Source organism: Streptomyces sp. NPDC033845 (genome assembly GCF_055576225.1).
Genome location: NZ_JBVIRI010000002.1, coordinates 10954 through 26447, shown reverse-complemented (window position 1 = coordinate 26447; position 15494 = coordinate 10954). Strand labels below are relative to the sequence as shown.

Here is a 15494-nt window from a genome sequence, read left to right as displayed (position 1 = left end):
GCGACAGCAGAGTGGGGGCATGAGCGCACCCGCCGTGACCCGCACCGGCCCGCACCCGCCCGTCCCGACCGGATCGCGCCGGGCCGTCCTCGACTGGCGGGTCCGGTTCGGCCTGCTCTCGGTGGTGTGGGGCTTCAGCTTCCTGCTGATCAAGGTCGGCACCGAGGGGTACGCGCCCCTCCAGGTCGCCCTGGGCCGGGTGTTCTTCGGGGCGCTCGCCCTGCTCACCGTGCTGCTGGTCCGGCGGGAGCCGCTGCCGCGCGGCGCGCGCACCTGGGTCCGGCTGACGGTGGCGGCGGTCCTGCTGAACTCGCTGCCGTTCACCCTGTTCGCGTACTCGGAGCTGCGCATCCCCTCCGCCCTGGCCGGGATCTGCAACGCCACCTCCCCGCTGTGGGGGATGGCGCTGTCCATGGTCGCGCTGTCGGAGGACCGGCCGACCCGGCGCCGGGTCGCCGGACTGGGCCTGGGCTTCCTCGGCGTCCTGGTGGTGCTCGGGGCCTGGCAGGGCTTCGCCGGGGTGGACCCCGGGGGCACCGGCCTCGCCCTGCTGGCCGCGTTCTGCTATCCGGTGGGCTGGATCTACGTCCGCCGGACCCTGGCCGGAAACCCGGGTTCCCCGGTCGCCCTCACCGCCGGGCAGCTGATCATGTCCACTCTCCAACTGGGCGTGGCCGGGGCGGTGTTCACCACCGCGCCGACCTCCTTCCCGCTGTGGCCGACGCTGTCGGTGGTCGCGCTGGGGGCGCTGGGCACCGGGATGGCCCTGCAGTTCCAGTACGGGCTGGTGACCGAGGTCGGTCCGACCACCGCGCAGATGGTCACGTACTTCATCCCGGTGATCGCCACCGCCGCCGGGGTGCTGGTGCTCGGCGAGGAGCTGCACTGGAACACCCCGGTGGGCGCGGCCGTCATCCTGGCGGGCGCGGCCCTCACCCAGTCCCGGCGCCGTGCCTGACCCGGCCCCCGCACCGTCCCCGGCCTGCTGCTGGCGTCCCCCTCCTCATCGTTCACGTTCCCGGGGGGGGGACCCATGGCCCTGTTCTCGTTCCTGCTGCTGTTCGGTCTGAGCGCTCTGGTCGCCGGCGGTTGGGTGGCGTTCGACGTCCGGGGGGCCGCCCGGGCGCTGGAGCGGAACGCGGCCCGCAACGCCGAGCTGCGGATGCGGCGGCGCGGCGATCTGCGCGCCCCGACCATGGTGGCCTCGGCCTTCTTCTTCCGGGCGATCGCCACGATGGTCCTGCTCTCGGGCCTGGTGCTCTCCCTGTTGTCGTTCCTCTTCCTGCCGGCCTGACCGGGCCGGCAGGAAGAGGAACGACGGGCCGGTCAGACGAACCGGGTGGCCGAGCTGGGCCGGACCGCCTCGGCGACCGCCGCGGCCAGGGAGGGCAGGTCGGCGGGGGTGAGCCGGGAGACGGTGATCCGGATGCCGGGGCCGGTGTCCAGCCGGAACCGGGCCCCGGGGGCCACCACCCAGCCCGCCGTCAGCAGCCGGGTCACGGCCGCGGTCTCGTCGGCGACCGGGATCCAGACGTTCATCCCGCTGCGGCCGTACGCGGCCACCCCGTGCGCGGCGAGCGCGGCCACCAGCGGATCCCGCCGGTCCGCGTAGCCGCGGGCCACCGCCGCCGGGTCCACGGCCCCGGAGGTCCACAGTTCGAGCAGGGTGTACTGGAGCAGCCGGCTCACCCAGCCGGGGCCCAGCCGCTGCCGGCCGCGGACCCGGTCCAGGGTCACCTCGTCCCCGGTGACCACGGCGAGCCTGAGGTCCGGTCCGTACGCCTTGGCGGTGGAGCGGATCAGTGCCCAGTGGCGGGTCATCCCGCCCAGCGAGTGCAGCGGCAGGTCGACGATCCCGTGGCCGTGGTCGTCGTCGACGACCAGCACCCCGGGATGCCGGGCCAGTACGGACCGCAGGGCCGCCGCCCGGGCGGCGCCCAGTGCGGCCCCCGTCGGGTTCTGCGCCCGGGAGGTGACCACCAGGGCCCGGGCCCCGGCCTTGAGGGCCGCGGCCACCGCCTCCGGCCGGGGCCCCTCCTCGTCCAGGGCGACCGGCAGCACCCGCAGCCTGAGCGCCGGGGCGAGGTCCAGCAGGCTGCCCCAGCCCGGATCCTCGACCGCCACCGCGTCACCGGGTTTCAGATGGGCCGTCAGCACCCGTTCGATGCCGTCGAGGGCGCCCGAGGTCAGGGTGAGCGGACCGGCCGGCACCCCGTCCGCGGCCAGCCCGGCACGGGCCAGCGCTTCCAGTTCCGGGACCAGCGGCTCCATGCCGTAGACGGTGGGCTCCGCCGCGTACCGGCGGGCGGCTGCCGCGAGCGGTCCGGTCAGCGGGGGCAGCAGGGCCACGTCGGGGTTGCCGGAGGCCAGGTCCCGGGTGCCGGGCGGGACGGCCACGCCCATGGCCTCGCGCGGGCTGCTGACCGGTCTGGCCCGGATCCGGCTGCCGCGGCGGCCGTCCGTCTCGATGACCCCGCGCTCGCGCAGGGTGCGGTAGGCGGCCGCGACGGTGTTGGGGTTGACCCCCAGCCGGGCCGCCAGTTCCCGCATCGGCGGCAGGAGCTCGCCGGGGCGCAGCTCGCCGGAGCCCACCGCCGTCTCGACGCTGGAGGCGATTTCCGATGCGCGGCCACCCTTGACCGGATACTCTTCTAGCACAAACAGCATTATGCACTAGTGCAATGGAGTACGCACCATGAGCGCCCCCACCGACGAAGCCGCCCCGACCGGCGAAGCCTCCCCCACCGACCAGGCCGCCTACGAGCGCACCGCCCGGACCGTGCCCACCCGGTCCGCCGACCGCGCCCGCTACGACCGCGGGACGGTGCACTCGATACTCGACGAGGCCTATGTCTGCCACCTCGGCTACGTCCGCGACGGCGCCCCGGTGGTCCTGCCCACCCTCTACGCCCGCGTGGGCGAGACCCTCTACCTGCACGGTTCCACGGGTTCCCGCCCGGTGCGCGCCGCGGGCGCGGCCGACCCGGGGCTCCCGGTGTGCGTCACCGTGACCCATGTGGACGGGCTGGTGCTCGCCCGGTCCGCCTTCCACCACTCGATCAACTACCGCTCGGTGGTGGTGCACGGCACCGCCCGCACGGTCACCGACCCAAAGGAGCGCCGGACCGCCCTGGACGCGATCGTGGACCAGGTCGTCCCCGGCCGGTCCGCCGACTCCCGGCCGGCCGACGCCAAGGAACTGGCGGCCACCGCGGTGATCCGGCTGGACCTGACCGAGGTCTCGGCGAAGGTCCGCACCGGCGGCCCCAACGACGACCCGGCCGACCTCGGCCTGCCGCACTGGTCGGGGGTGGTCCCGGTGGCCCGCACCTACGGGCGCCCGGAGCCGGCCGCCGACCTGGCCCCGGGCATCCCGACCCCCGGCTACCTGACCGCGCTGTGAAGCGGTTCGGCTGACACCACCGGCCCGGCCGGACGGCGGGACTCCGCGACGATCAGCGCGAGGACCGCCGTCAGCAGCAGCACCGTGCCCAGCACCACCGCCCCGGTGAGCTCCTCGCCGAGCACCAGCACCGCGATCAGCGCCGCGCCCACCGGCTCGATCAGCATGATCACGGACACCGTGGCGGCCCGCACCGAGGCGGCCCCGGTGAAGTACAGGGCGTACGCCAGCGCGGTGGGCACGGTCGCCACGTACACCAGCAGCCACAGCACCCGGCCGGGCCGGTCGGTGTGCGGAAGGATGCCCTCCAGCAGGGCGAGCGGCAGCAGGCAGACCGCGCCCACCGCCACCGACCAGGCCGTGGTGACCAGCGGGTCCCCCGCCGTGCCGCGCTGTCCGCTCCGGCGGGTCCGCAGGGTCATCGCCGCATAGCCGGCGGCCGACAGCAGCGCCCAGCCGATCCCGGCCGGCCGCACCTCGGCCCGGCCGCCGCCCAGGACCAGCACCACCAGCCCGGCCAGCGCCCCGACCACCGCCAGGGCCCCGCCGCGGCCCAGCCGCTCGCCCATCCAGTAGCGGCCGCCCAGCGCGATCAGCACCGGCCCGGCGCCGAGGGTCACCACGGTGCCGACGGCCAGCCCGGTCTCCCGCACCGCCCAGAAGTAGGCCGCCTGGAACAGGGTGAACAGCAGCCCGGTGACGATCAGCGAGGGCACCGACCCGGCGCCCGGACCGGCCGGCCGCCCGGAGCGCCCGGAGCCCCCGGAGCCCCCGGAGCCGCCGGGAGCGGCGTACCGCGAGGACCGCGAGCAGTACGGCGAGTCCGCCGGCGCACCGCCAGAACGACAGGGCCAGCGGACCGAGGTCACTGGCCAGGAAGAGCAGCGAGGCGGCCGCCCCGGCGGTCCCCCAGGCGGCTCCGGCGATGACCAGGAACAGCAGGCTGCGCCCGGTGGACGCGGGCTGGTGCAACGGGGCGCCGGGCCCGGGACGAAGGGAGGGTCCGGCAGGAGTGGAAGGGTTCGACACGTGTGTTCTCCGCGCGTGCGTGAAGGATGAGGGGACTGGTTCATCGCTTCGCGGGCAGCACGGACCGCCCCGGGGAACCGGGGTCCTGATCACGCCTGACGGGTGGCGGTGGCCGCCCGCGTCAGACGGCGGGAGGCGGCAGCGCGGTCGAATGCATGGAAGCCACCATAGGGGGTGCGGCCGAGTCGCCGCCCGGCAGGTCCTCCGGGGGCTTCGGCCGGGCGGTCTGGGCGATCAGCGCCCCGCCCAGCACCAGGCCGCCGCCCAGCACCTGCGGCAGGGACAGGTGCTCACCGAGCAGCACCCAGGCCAGCACGGTGGCGATGACCGCCTCCAGACAGGCCACCACCCCGGCCACCTGCGGGGACAGCCGCCGCACCGAGACCACCCCGGTCAGATAGGCGAGCACGGTGGCGATCAGCACCACCCAGCCGAGCAGGACCACCCCGGGCACCTCGGTACCGGCGATCTCGGCGCCCGCGCCGAGCACCTGCCAGTCGATCTGCCAGGGCCGGGCGATCACCGTCATCACCAGGGTGCCGATGATCAGGCCGTACGCGGCCACGCCGAGCGGGTCGGGGGCGTCCTCGCCGTCCGCGCCCTGGTCGGCGAAGACGAAGTAGCAGGCCTGGCAGCAGGCGGCGGCCAGACCCAGCAGCACGCCCAGCGGGTCGAGGTTGAGCCCGGACCAGATCTCCACCACACAGGCCAGGCCGACGACGGCCACCGCGGCGCCGGCCGCGGCCGCCCGGGTGACCGGCTTGCGCTGGACGAACCGGATGTAGCCGAGCAGCAGCGCCGGGCCGAGGTACTCCAGCAGCAGGGCCACCCCGACCGGGATGCGGGACAGGGAGGCGAAGTAGAAGGCCTGCACCCCGGCGACCGCGATCAGCCCGAAGCCGGCCAGCAGCGCGGGCTTGCGGCGCAGCAGGTCGCGATGGCGCCAGGCCAGCGGCGAGAGCACCAGGGCTCCGCCGGCCACCCGGAGCCAGACCATGTGCAGCGGGTCCAGACCCGCCTCTATCAGCGGCTTCGCCGCCACTCCCGAACCGCCGAACGCGGCCGCCGAGACCAGGGCGAGGCCCAGGCCGGCGTTCTTCCCTGACGCTTGCATCGGGCCATCATGACAGTCGGCGTCAGGAGCGTCACGCGAGTGACGCCTGTTGAGACGGACGCAGATTTTCTGACAGGTCGTCAGTATTGAATGTTGTGGCCGCCCCGGCTACCTTCCGCCGCACGTACCCGACGAGAAGGGGTGGTCGCATGGCCGAAGTCACCGCGGAATCACGCATCGAGGCGCCCGCCGCGAAGGTCTGGTCCCAGCTGACGGACTGGGGTGCGTACGGCCAGTGGAGCATGACCCACACCAGTTTCCCCAAGGGCGGACCGGAGACCCTCGCGGTCGGGGCCACCTTCGAGGAGAACATGAAGATGATGGGCTTCCCGGCCGAGGTCACCTGGACCATCGAGGAGCTGGCGGCCGAGCAGGTCTTCGCGATCCGCGGCAAGGGCCCGATGGGCGTGGTGGTACTGACCAAGTACACCCTGATCCCGGACGGCGGGGCGACCACGGTCCGGATCGACGGGGAGTTCACCGGCGCCGCCGTCTCTCTGATGGCGGGCAAGCTGAAGGACTCGGCCACCGCCGCCCTGAACGAATCGCTGCGCAAGCTGGCGGGGCTGGTCGCCTGAGGACCCGGACCCGGAATACGGTGGCGCCCCGCGACAGCTGTCGCGGGGCGCCACCATGCTCGGGAGCAGGTCGAGTGCTCGATGCTCAGTGCTCGTCGGCAAGGATCAGATACAGCTTCTTGCGCGCCTCGTTGATCACCGCGACGGCCTTCTGCCGCTGATCGGGAGTGCCGGTCTTCCAGACCTGCCCGAACGCCTCCATCAGACCGAAACCGGCCTCCCGGATCTCGTTCATACTCTCCCAGTCGACCCCGCGCCCGACTTCCTCCCAGGGGGCCGACGGCACCGACTCGGCCTCGGTGCGGCCGGCCGCGGTGAGCGTGAACAGCTTCTTGCCGCCGTCGCTCTCGCTGCTGATCAGGTCCTCGTCCTCCAGCATCTGAAGGGTCGGGTAGACCGATCCCGGGCTGGGCTTCCAGGCTCCGCCACTGCGCTCGGCGATCTCCTGGATCATCTCGTAGCCGTGCATCGGCCGGTCGGTGAGCAGCGCCAGGATGGAGGCGCGGACATCGCCGCGCCGGGCCCGGCGGTGCGGGCCTCCCCTGCCTCCCCGGCCCCCGAAGGGTCCTCCGGGTCCGCCCGGCCCTCCGCCCCAGCCCGGCCCGAAGGGGCCGAAGGCGCGCCGGCGCCCCTCGAACTCCCCGCGCTCGCCGCCGCGCTCGGGACCGCGCTCCGGGCCGAAGAACCCCCGGCCCCGGCCGCGCCCCTGTCCGTACTCGTGTCCCTGCTCGTGTCCATGTCCGCGTCCGCGCATGATGCGCCCCTTTCTCCGCCGACCGCTTCTTCATCGATCGTTCGCGATGGCTCAACGATATATCGGGATCGCTCGCCGAGCAACCCCCGCCCGAGCCGACGACGAGCCGCGGTGAAAGGATCACGGCATGACGGACTCGACCGGTTCAGCCGTGCGGATCAACACCCTGGTCATCGACGCCCTCGACCCCGAGCGGCTCGCCGCGTTCTGGGCCGGGCTGCTGGACCGGCCCGTGGTCGGGAGGATGGGCCCCTACGTATGGCTGCGGCGCGAGCACGGCCTGGGGCTCGGCTTCCAGCGGACCTCGGAGCCCGGGACCGGCAAGAACCGGATGCACTTCGACATCTCCACCCCCGACCCGGCCGCCGAACAGCGCCGGGTCGAGGCCCTCGGCGGGCGCCGGCTGGAGGAGTACGCCGACGGCGGGTTCCTGGTGATGGCCGACCCGGAGGGGAACGAGTTCTGCGTCATCCCCGAAGGCCCCTTCGAACTCGACGACGACGGGCGCGCGGACTACCTCGGCTGAGCGGCAGGCAAGGCCAGTCATCGCGAATTGGCCTTGGCACCGGTCCGACCGGCCGTCCTACGGTCGAGGACATGCGCATCCGAATCGTCGACGCCTTCACCGACCGCCCCTTCGGCGGCAACCCCGCGGGCGTCCTGCTCCTCGACACCGAGTTCCCCCCGGACGGCTGGCTCCGGCAGGTCGCCGCCGAGGTCAACCTCTCCGAGACCGCCTTCGCCCACCCGCTGCCGCCCGGCGGGGACGCCGACTGGGCGCTGCGCTGGTTCACCCCCGCCGCCGAGGTCGACATGTGCGGCCACGCCACCCTGGCCACCGCCCATGTGCTGGCCGCCGACGGGCTGGCCGCCGGGCCGATCCGGTTCGCGACCCGCTGCGGGGTGCTGGTCGCCGAAGCGGCCGCGGACGGCACCGTGACCATGGACTTCCCGACCTCCGGGCTGACCCCCTGGGAGCCGCCGGCCGAGGTGGTCCGGGCACTGGGCGGGGTGGAGGTCCGGTCGGCGTTCGACACCTCCGCGCACATCGGCGACCTGGTGATCGAGTTGGCCGACGAGCGGACCGTCCGGGAGCTGCGCCCCGACCACGCCGTGCTGCGGGCGTACTCCAAGCGCGGGGTGATCGTCACCGCCGCCGCCGAGGACCCGGCGCGCGGCTACGACTTCGTCTCCCGGGGCTTCTTCCCGGCGGTCGGGATCGACGAGGACCCGGTGACCGGCAGCGCGCACACCGCGCTGGCCCCGTTCTGGGCGGACCGGTTGGGACGTACCGAGCTGACCGGGCTCCAGGGCGGCGCCCGCACCGGGCTGGTCCGGGTGACCCTGGCGGGCGAGCGCACCCTGCTCACCGGCCGGGCCGTCACCGTGATCGACGGGGAGCTCCTGACCGCCCCCTGAGCCCTACGGGACGTGCTGAGCCGTACGCGTCCCCCTGAGGGCGGCCGACGCCCCGCTCGGCGGGTGGCCCTCGGCGGGTGGCCCTCAGGGCGTGGGCAGCCAGTCCACCTTGCCCGCGAGCAGGGCGTATCCGGCGAAGGCCACGATGTCGAGGAGCGCGTGGGCGACCACCAGGGGGCCCACCCGCCCCCACCGCCGGTACAGCAGCACGAACACGGCGCCCATCACCGCGTTGCCGATGAACCCGCCGATGCCCTGGTAGAGGTGGTACGAGCCGCGCAGCAGCGAGCTGGCCAGCAGGGCCGCCATCGGCGACCAGCCCAGCTGGTCGAGCCGGCGCAGCAGGTAGGCCAGCACGATGACCTCCTCCACCACCGAGTTCTGCACGGCGGAGAGGATCAGCACGGGGAACTTCCACCACACCTCGGGCAGCGCCTCCGGCACCACCGTCAGGTTGAACCCGGTGGCGCGGGCGATCAGGTAGAACGCCAGCCCGGCGCTGCCGATGCCGGCCGCGACCAGGGCGCCCCGGCCGAGGTCCGGGAGCGGCCGGGTCCGGTCGAAGCCCAGGACCCGCAGCCCGCCCGCCCCCTCACGGGTGAGCAGATGGGCCACCAGCAGGACGGGCACCAGGGCGGAGGCGATCCCGAACAGCTGCCAGGCCAGGTCCAGCCAGGGCCGGCCGGGCGCGTAGGAGCCGTTGAGGGTGGCGGCCTGGTCCTTGAGGCCGCCCGGCTTGGTGAGCGAGCCGATGAAGCTGATCAGGGCCGAGATCCCGCTCGCGCCCAGCGACAGGGCGAGCACGAGCAGGGTCTCGGTGCGCAGCATTCCGCGCCGCCCGTCCTCGCGCAGATCCTCCAGCACCGGTTCCGCCCGCACGCCCCGCTCCCGTCCCGTCGCCCGTTCCGATCACCCCATACTGCCTGCCCGGAGGCGGAAGGGGTGACCGGGGGCGGGCACCGGTCGGGCACGGAGGGTCGGCGGAGGGGCCGGTGGAGGGGCCGGTGGAGGGGTCAGCCGAGTTCGGGCAGCCCGGCCGGCCAGGTGTGCACCGGGTCCCCCTTGTGCATCAGTTCGCTGTACCGCCGGGTGGTGGCGGCCAGCGCCGCCTCCCGTTCCAGCCCGCCGGCCAGCCCGCGGCGGTAGGTGTCCACCTGCCAGCTGGCCCCGTTCACCCGGCGCCGGCAGCGCTCCTCGATGATTCCCAGGTAGTAGTCCCGGTCGGCGGGTTCGATGCCCCAGGCGTCCAGTCCGGCGGCCGCCAGCGGCAGCAGTTCGTCCAGCACCAGCCGGACGGCCGGGACGCTGGCCAGCCCGGCGCCGCGGCCGCGCCGCGGCCACCGCACCCGGGCCTCGATCCCGTACCGGCAGGCCGCGTCGAAGTTGGCCTCGGCCTCCTCGAACGGCAGCCGGCTCCAGACCGGGCTCTTCTCGTCGGCCAGGGTCCGTACGAGGCCGTAGTAGAAGGCGGCGTTGGCCACCACGTCGGTGACCGTGGGCCCGGCGGGCAGCACCCGGTTCTCCACCCGCAGGTGCGGCACCCCGTCCGCGACCCCGTAGACGGGCCGGTTCCAGCGGTAGACGGTGCCGTTGTGGAGCACCAGTTCCCGGAGGCCCGGCACCCCGCCCTCGTCGAGCACCCGCAGGGGTTCCTCCTCGTCGCAGATGGGCAGCAGCGAGGGGAAGTAGCGGACGTTCTCGGCGAACAGCTCCTGCGCCGAGTCCACCCACCGCTCGCCGAACCAGGTCCGCGGCCTTACTCCCTGGGCCTGGAGCTCGGGCGGGCGGGTGTCGGTGGCCTGCTGGAACAGCGGCGGCCGCGACTCCTGCCACAGCTCCCGCCCGAACAGGAACGGCGAGTTGGCGCCGACCGCTATCTGTACGGCGGCCACGCACTGCGCGGCGTTCCACACGTCCGCGAACCGGCCCGGGGTGACCTGGAGATGGAGCTGTACGGAGGTGCAGGCGGCTTCCGGCACGATGGATCCGGCCGTCCAGGTGACCCGCTCCACCCCCTCGATGTCCAGATGGAAATCCTCTCCGCGAAGCATCAGGATCTGCTCGTTGAGCAGTGAGTACCGGTCCACCGCGGACAGGTTGGCGGTGACCAGGTCCTGCTTGGAAATGGTCGGCAGGATACCGATCATGACGACTCCGGCATCGACTTCCGCGGCCTGCCGGTGGGCATAGCCGAGCCCCGCACTGAGTTCCTCGGCGAGCCGGTCGAATACCCGGCCGTCGAGTCGGTGCGGAAGTATGTTGAGCTCCAGGTTGAACATTCCCAGTTCGGTCTGGAAATCGGGGCTCGCTATGCGCTCCAGGACCTGGGCGTTCACCATTCTCGGCAGTCCGTCGGAACCCGCGAGATTCAATTCGATCTCAAGCCCCATGAGATTCTTGGGACGATCGAACCTCTTCTCCGCCAGAAGCCGCTCCAGTCCCTCCAGGCACTCGTGGAGCTTCCTTCGGTACCGTTGCCGATCGGACAGGTCGAATCCGCCTGCCACGACCTTCTCCCCCATCGAAGCGTCCCTCCTCGACTGGCTCCCGCCCGGCCGACCGGGGGTGCGCGTGTACGGTCGATGATGCCCCGACCCTGTGATCGATAACTCCGCGGGGTCGCCTCTGGCGGGAGCGCGCGCCGGTTTGGCCGACAGGGCGCGTTGGCACATTCACCCGGCACGTTGCCAGATGCAATATCCTCGTCGGAGTTGCCGGAAAACGGATCGCACGCATTACCGATGCTTTTCAGCCGAGCCCTTGTCGGGTAACCTCCGAGGTCAGCGCGGAACATCCGGGCTCATGCGGCATGGAATCCATGACAGCGGGACCGGTAAGAGCCTTGCCCGCAATAGCCGGGACGGCTAGCCGAAACACTGCGTGAACACATGTCGTATAAACTCCGCAAACAAGGCGGAGAGTTGGCGCGCGGCCATTGCCCCACAGCCCCCCTCCGGCCTCAGAATGCGACAGCTCCCTCCGCACACCCCGCCCCCGCACCACCGGTCTCCCAAGTGAGAGGCGACCCATCATCATGCCGCTGCATGTCTCCCCGGCCCCCGCGCCCGCCCTGCGCAGCGTCCTCGCGGCACTCGGCTCCCCCGACGCCGTCCGCGAGAAGCACACCCCCACCCTGCGCGCCCTGCAAGGGCCGGTGACCGCCGAACTCCCGCTGCCCGTCCATGTCCTGGACCGGGTGGTGGCCGGCGGCCGGCCGCCCCGGACCCGCCTGACCGCATGGCGGTTCCTGATCCGCGGCGGCGACCGGTACGTGGCGGCGGCGGACGCCCGGCTCACCCCGGACGGCTGGACCTTCTCCCACTTCTTCGAGGGCCCCTACGTGGCCGCCACCGAACGGGCCCTGCGCCAGGCCGAGTCGCTGGGGACCGGCTACCAGCCCAGGCTGCTGTCGGTGCCCGAGCTGTACATGCTCACCCTGTGGCTGCACGGGGCGACCGGCGCCGACCCGGCGGCCGGACTGCCCGCCGCCGCCGATCTGCTGGTCCCGCTGGCCCCGGCCCCGCCGGGCATCGCCGCCTACCGCCCGCACCCGGTGTCGGAGCTGCTGCCGGTCCTCACCCACCGGCTGACCCCGCCGCCGCCCGCGCTGGCCGGTGGGGCGGCGGCTTGAACCGGCCGGTGACACCATTGACCCATTCGGCCTAGTCACTCGGGATGGGGGGCTAACCACCCGAAGTGACAGGGTAGTTGGGTCGAACCGCCCGCACGGGTGATGCGTCATCAATCTGTGAGGACAGCTGGCGGGAAATCCCTGCACGGCCAGTCCGGTGGGGCAACACTGGGACCCTGCACACACCGATTGATACGGGGGGCGGCCATGAACCACGCATCGAGCCGCAGCACACAGACCACACCGCAGCGAAAGAACGCATCCATGTGCCAGCACCAGCCTGCCTGCCCATCTGCCGCCTCCACCGACCGGGAGGCGGCACATCCGGTGGCCAACCACCCGGAACAGGGCTGGAGCCTGCTGTGCAACGGCGTCCTGCTCTTCGAGGACACCGGTGAGCTGCTGCCGGACGGGCAGATCATCGCACCACACCGCCCGCTGGCCGCGGCCCACGTGGTGAAGGCGGCCTGAGGGCCCGACCCGCACACGGCCTGGGAGACAACGGCCGAGGGGCCGTTCCGGGAAGTCCTCCCGGAACGGCCCCTCGCCGTGTCCCGACCGGTCACCACCGGCCGTCACCCGCTCAGTTGTCGTACTCGTCCAGCGGCGGGCAGGAGCAGACCAGGTTCCGGTCGCCGAAGGCGCCGTCGATCCGGCGCACCGGCGGCCAGTACTTCTCGGCCGCCACGACCCCGCCCGGGAAGACCGCCTCGTCACGGGTGTAGGCGTGGTTCCACTCCCCGCCCAGCGCGGCCGCCGTGTGCGGGGCGTTGGCGAGCGGGTTGTCACCGGCCGGCCAGGTTCCGGCGGCCACCTTCTCGATCTCGCCGCGGATCGCGATCATCGCGTCGCAGAACCGGTCGATCTCGGCCAGGTCCTCGGACTCGGTGGGCTCGATCATCAGCGTGCCGGCCACCGGGAAGGACATGGTCGGCGCGTGGAAGCCGTAGTCGATCAGGCGCTTGGCGATGTCGTCCACCGAGACGCCGGTGTCCTTGGCCAGCGGGCGCAGGTCGATGATGCACTCGTGCGCCACCAGGTCGCCGGGGCCGGTGTAGAGCACCGGGTAGTGCGGCTCCAGGCGCTTGGCGATGTAGTTGGCACCGAGCACCGCCACCTGGGTGGCCCGCTTGAGGCCCTCGCCGCCCATCAGACGGACGTAGGACCAGGAGATCGGCAGGATGCCGGCCGAACCCCAGGGGGCGGCCGAGATCGGGCCGACACCGGTCTCGGGACCGGCGGTGGGCTGCAGCGGGTGGTTCGGCAGGTACGGCGCCAGGTGCGCGCGGACACCGACCGGGCCGACGCCGGGGCCGCCGCCGCCGTGCGGGATGCAGAAGGTCTTGTGCAGGTTCAGGTGCGAGACGTCGCCGCCGAAGTGGCCGGGCTTGGCCAGCCCGACCAGGGCGTTCAGGTTGGCGCCGTCCACGTAGACCTGGCCGCCGGCCTCGTGCACCAGGCCGCAGATGTCGGCGACGTGCTCCTCGAACACCCCGTGGGTGGACGGGTAGGTGATCATCAACACGGCCAGTTCGGCGCGGTACTGCTCGATCTTGGCCCGCAGGTCGTCGATGTCGACCTCGCCGTCGTCGGCGGTCTTGACCACGACCACCTTCATGCCGGCCATCACGGCGCTGGCCGCGTTGGTGCCGTGCGCGGAGGACGGGATCAGACAGATGGTGCGCTGCTCGTCGCCGTTGGCGCGGTGGTAGGCGCGGACCGCGAGCAGGCCGGCCAGCTCACCCTGGGAGCCGGCGTTCGGCTGGAGGGAGACCTTGTCGTAGCCGGTGACCTCGCAGAGACGTTCCTCCAGCTCGGTGATCAGCGTGGCGTAGCCCTGGGCCTGCTCGATGGGGGCGAACGGGTGCAGCTGGCCGAACTCGGGCCAGGTGACCGACTCCATCTCGGTGGTCGCGTTGAGCTTCATGGTGCAGGAGCCCAGCGGGATCATGCCGCGGTCCAGCGCGTAGTCCTTGTCCGAGAGCTTGCGCAGGTAGCGCAGCATCGCGGTCTCGGAGCGGTGCTGGTGGAAGACCGGGTGGGTCAGGTACGCGTCCGAGCGCAGCAGGCCCTCGGGCAGCGCGTCGGCGGTGGCGGCGTCCAGGGCCTCCACGTCGCCGGTCACCCCGAAGGCGCCCCAGACCGCGGCCAGGTCGGCGCGGCTGGTGGTCTCGTCACAGGCGGCGGAGACCTGGTCGGCGTCCACCTGGAACAGATTGACCCCGGCCTCGCGGGCGGCGGCGACGACCTCGGCGGCCTTGCCGGGCACCTTGGCGGTGATCGTGTCGAAGAAGGAGCCGTGCACCAGCTCGACCCCGCCGGCGGTCAGACCGGCGGCCAGCACCGAGGCGTAGCGGTGGGTGCGGTGGGCGATCGTCTTCAGGCCCTCGGGGCCGTGGTAGACGGCGTACATGCCGGCCATGACGGCGAGCAGCACCTGCGCGGTGCAGATGTTGCTGGTGGCCTTCTCGCGGCGGATGTGCTGCTCGCGGGTCTGCAGGGCCAGCCGGTAGGCCTTGTTGCCGTCGGCGTCCACGGAGACGCCGACCAGGCGGCCGGGCAGCGAGCGGGCGTGCTGCTGCTGGACGGCCATGTAGCCGGCGTGCGGACCGCCGAAGCCCATCGGGACGCCGAAGCGCTGGGTGGTGCCGACGGCGATGTCGGCGCCGAGGGAGCCGGGGGAGGCCAGCAGGGTGAGGGCCAGCAGGTCGGCGGCGACGGTGACGATGGCGCCGATGCCGTGCGCCTGGTCGATGACGGCCTTGATGTCGCGGACCGCGCCGGAGGCGCCCGGGTACTGGAGGACCACGCCGAAGACGCCGCGCTCGGCGATCTCGGCCGGGATGCCCTCGGACAGGTCGGCGACCACGACCTCGATGCCGAGGGGCTCGGCGCGGGTCTCGATCACCGCGATGGTCTGCGGCAGGGTGTCGGCGTCGACCAGGAAGACCCCGCCCTTGACCTTGCCCACGCGGCGGGCCAGGGTCATCGCCTCGGCGGCCGCGGTGCCCTCGTCGAGCAGGGAGGCGCCGGAGGTGGGCAGCCCGGTCAGCTCGGCGACCACGGTCTGGAAGTTCAGCAGGGCTTCGAGGCGGCCCTGGGAGATCTCCGGCTGGTAGGGCGTGTAGGCCGTGTACCAGGCCGGGTTCTCCATGACGTTGCGCAGGATCACCGGCGGGGTGAAGGTCCCGTAGTAGCCGAGACCGATCATGGAGGAGAGCACCTGGTTGCGGTCCGCGAGCGAGCGCAGCTCGGCCAGCACCTCGGCCTCGGTCCGGGCCGAGGGCAGGTTCAGGGCTTCGGCGCTCTTGATCACATCCGGTACCGCGGCGGCGGTCAGCTCATCGAGGGAGCCGTAGCCGACCTGGGCGAGCATCTTGGCCTGCGCCTCGGCGTCCGGGCCGATGTGACGCTGCTCGAAGGGGATGCCACGCTCCAGCTGGGAGAGCGGAATGCGGTTGGCGGTCATGTACGGAGGCCTCCTGGTCTGCACGACCTGATTGGGCGCCACTGAGGACGCCCGGACGGCCTCCCCCTCTGTCATCTCAACCTGAGAGCTTCGCCGG

14 protein-coding genes and 1 pseudogene are annotated in these 15494 nt (G+C 72.8%); 8 read left to right on the top strand and 7 right to left on the bottom strand.

Annotated features, from left to right (window positions below):
* Positions 1-19 precede the first annotated feature (19 nt).
* Positions 20-958, top strand: a complete 939-nt coding sequence (locus ACZ50K_RS04250; RefSeq protein ID WP_468897273.1) for a DMT family transporter — start codon at positions 20-22, stop codon at positions 956-958.
* Positions 959-1033: 75 nt separating this feature from the next.
* Positions 1034-1294: a hypothetical protein gene (locus ACZ50K_RS04245; protein ID WP_468897271.1), complete on the top strand. Its 261-nt coding sequence runs from the start codon at positions 1034-1036 to the stop codon at positions 1292-1294.
* A 32-nt stretch (positions 1295-1326) separates the two neighbouring features.
* Here the strand turns inward: ACZ50K_RS04245 and ACZ50K_RS04240 are convergent, their stop codons facing one another.
* Entirely contained in the window at positions 1327-2658 is a 1332-nt protein-coding gene (locus ACZ50K_RS04240) for an aminotransferase class I/II-fold pyridoxal phosphate-dependent enzyme (RefSeq protein WP_468897269.1), read from the bottom strand.
* 37 nt (positions 2659-2695) lie between these two features.
* On the opposite strand from ACZ50K_RS04240, the gene ACZ50K_RS04235 reads away from it, so the two are divergent.
* Entirely contained in the window at positions 2696-3403 is a 708-nt protein-coding gene (locus ACZ50K_RS04235; protein ID WP_468897267.1) for a pyridoxamine 5'-phosphate oxidase family protein, read from the top strand.
* Here the strand turns inward: ACZ50K_RS04235 and ACZ50K_RS04230 are convergent.
* Positions 3385-4375, bottom strand: a pseudogene (locus tag ACZ50K_RS04230) (DMT family transporter). The gene ACZ50K_RS04235 and the pseudogene ACZ50K_RS04230 overlap by 19 nt on opposite strands.
* Before the next feature lie 178 nt (positions 4376-4553).
* Positions 4554-5546 carry an EamA family transporter gene (locus ACZ50K_RS04225; RefSeq protein ID WP_468897265.1) on the bottom strand — a complete coding sequence of 331 codons (993 nt, stop codon included), beginning with the start codon at positions 5544-5546 and terminating at the stop codon, positions 4554-4556.
* Positions 5547-5695: 149 nt separating this feature from the next.
* On the opposite strand from ACZ50K_RS04225, the gene ACZ50K_RS04220 reads away from it, so the two are divergent.
* Complete coding sequence (locus tag ACZ50K_RS04220) at positions 5696-6124, top strand: type II toxin-antitoxin system Rv0910 family toxin (RefSeq protein ID WP_468897263.1); 429 nt, start codon at positions 5696-5698, stop codon at positions 6122-6124.
* Positions 6125-6209: 85 nt separating this feature from the next.
* Here the strand turns inward: ACZ50K_RS04220 and ACZ50K_RS04215 are convergent, their stop codons facing one another.
* Positions 6210-6878 (bottom strand): PadR family transcriptional regulator, encoded by a 669-nt coding sequence (locus ACZ50K_RS04215; protein WP_468897261.1) that lies wholly within the window; start codon positions 6876-6878, stop codon positions 6210-6212.
* 127 nt (positions 6879-7005) lie between these two features.
* On the opposite strand from ACZ50K_RS04215, the gene ACZ50K_RS04210 reads away from it, so the two are divergent.
* Entirely contained in the window at positions 7006-7404 is a 399-nt protein-coding gene (locus ACZ50K_RS04210; protein ID WP_468897259.1) for a VOC family protein, read from the top strand.
* A gap of 71 nt (positions 7405-7475) precedes the next feature.
* The gene (locus tag ACZ50K_RS04205; RefSeq protein WP_468897257.1) at positions 7476-8297 is read left to right on the top strand and encodes a PhzF family phenazine biosynthesis protein; all 822 of its coding nucleotides are present in this window, start codon (positions 7476-7478) and stop codon (positions 8295-8297) included.
* Positions 8298-8381: 84 nt separating this feature from the next.
* Here ACZ50K_RS04205 and ACZ50K_RS04200 read toward each other — a convergent pair whose 3' ends face one another.
* Both ACZ50K_RS04200 and ACZ50K_RS04195 read right to left on the bottom strand, forming a co-directional pair.
* Positions 8382-9125, bottom strand: coding sequence for a CPBP family intramembrane glutamic endopeptidase (locus ACZ50K_RS04200; RefSeq protein WP_468898437.1), 744 nt, complete (start codon positions 9123-9125; stop codon positions 8382-8384).
* A 185-nt stretch (positions 9126-9310) separates the two neighbouring features.
* Positions 9311-10819, bottom strand: coding sequence for a glutamate-cysteine ligase family protein (locus ACZ50K_RS04195; protein ID WP_468897255.1), 1509 nt, complete (start codon positions 10817-10819; stop codon positions 9311-9313).
* A gap of 512 nt (positions 10820-11331) precedes the next feature.
* On the opposite strand from ACZ50K_RS04195, the gene ACZ50K_RS04190 reads away from it, so the two are divergent.
* Both ACZ50K_RS04190 and ACZ50K_RS04185 read left to right on the top strand, forming a co-directional pair.
* Positions 11332-11928, top strand: a complete 597-nt coding sequence (locus ACZ50K_RS04190) for a hypothetical protein (protein ID WP_468897252.1) — start codon at positions 11332-11334, stop codon at positions 11926-11928.
* Positions 11929-12192: 264 nt separating this feature from the next.
* Positions 12193-12399: a DUF5999 family protein gene (locus ACZ50K_RS04185; protein ID WP_468897249.1), complete on the top strand. Its 207-nt coding sequence runs from the start codon at positions 12193-12195 to the stop codon at positions 12397-12399.
* A gap of 112 nt (positions 12400-12511) precedes the next feature.
* Here the strand turns inward: ACZ50K_RS04185 and gcvP are convergent, their stop codons facing one another.
* The gene (gcvP, locus tag ACZ50K_RS04180; protein WP_468897246.1) at positions 12512-15397 is read right to left on the bottom strand and encodes an aminomethyl-transferring glycine dehydrogenase; all 2886 of its coding nucleotides are present in this window, start codon (positions 15395-15397) and stop codon (positions 12512-12514) included.
* Between the last annotated feature and the right edge of the window lie 97 nt (positions 15398-15494).

Excerpts from the sequence above, each read along its gene's own strand:
- ACZ50K_RS04250 (WP_468897273.1), top strand. The coding sequence starts at position 20 with ATGAGCGCACCCGCCGTGACCCGCACCGGCCCGCACCCGCCCGTCCCG.
- ACZ50K_RS04245 (WP_468897271.1), top strand. The coding sequence starts at position 1,034 with ATGGCCCTGTTCTCGTTCCTGCTGCTGTTCGGTCTGAGCGCTCTGGTC.
- ACZ50K_RS04235 (WP_468897267.1), top strand. The coding sequence starts at position 2,696 with ATGAGCGCCCCCACCGACGAAGCCGCCCCGACCGGCGAAGCCTCCCCC.
- ACZ50K_RS04225 (WP_468897265.1), bottom strand. The coding sequence starts at position 5,546 with ATGCAAGCGTCAGGGAAGAACGCCGGCCTGGGCCTCGCCCTGGTCTCG.
- ACZ50K_RS04220 (WP_468897263.1), top strand. The coding sequence starts at position 5,696 with ATGGCCGAAGTCACCGCGGAATCACGCATCGAGGCGCCCGCCGCGAAG.
- ACZ50K_RS04215 (WP_468897261.1), bottom strand. The coding sequence starts at position 6,878 with ATGCGCGGACGCGGACATGGACACGAGCAGGGACACGAGTACGGACAG.
- ACZ50K_RS04210 (WP_468897259.1), top strand. The coding sequence starts at position 7,006 with ATGACGGACTCGACCGGTTCAGCCGTGCGGATCAACACCCTGGTCATC.
- ACZ50K_RS04205 (WP_468897257.1), top strand. The coding sequence starts at position 7,476 with ATGCGCATCCGAATCGTCGACGCCTTCACCGACCGCCCCTTCGGCGGC.
- ACZ50K_RS04200 (WP_468898437.1), bottom strand. The coding sequence starts at position 9,125 with ATGCTGCGCACCGAGACCCTGCTCGTGCTCGCCCTGTCGCTGGGCGCG.
- ACZ50K_RS04195 (WP_468897255.1), bottom strand. The coding sequence starts at position 10,819 with ATGGGGGAGAAGGTCGTGGCAGGCGGATTCGACCTGTCCGATCGGCAA.
- ACZ50K_RS04190 (WP_468897252.1), top strand. The coding sequence starts at position 11,332 with ATGCCGCTGCATGTCTCCCCGGCCCCCGCGCCCGCCCTGCGCAGCGTC.
- ACZ50K_RS04185 (WP_468897249.1), top strand. The coding sequence starts at position 12,193 with ATGTGCCAGCACCAGCCTGCCTGCCCATCTGCCGCCTCCACCGACCGG.
- gcvP (WP_468897246.1), bottom strand. The coding sequence starts at position 15,397 with ATGACCGCCAACCGCATTCCGCTCTCCCAGCTGGAGCGTGGCATCCCC.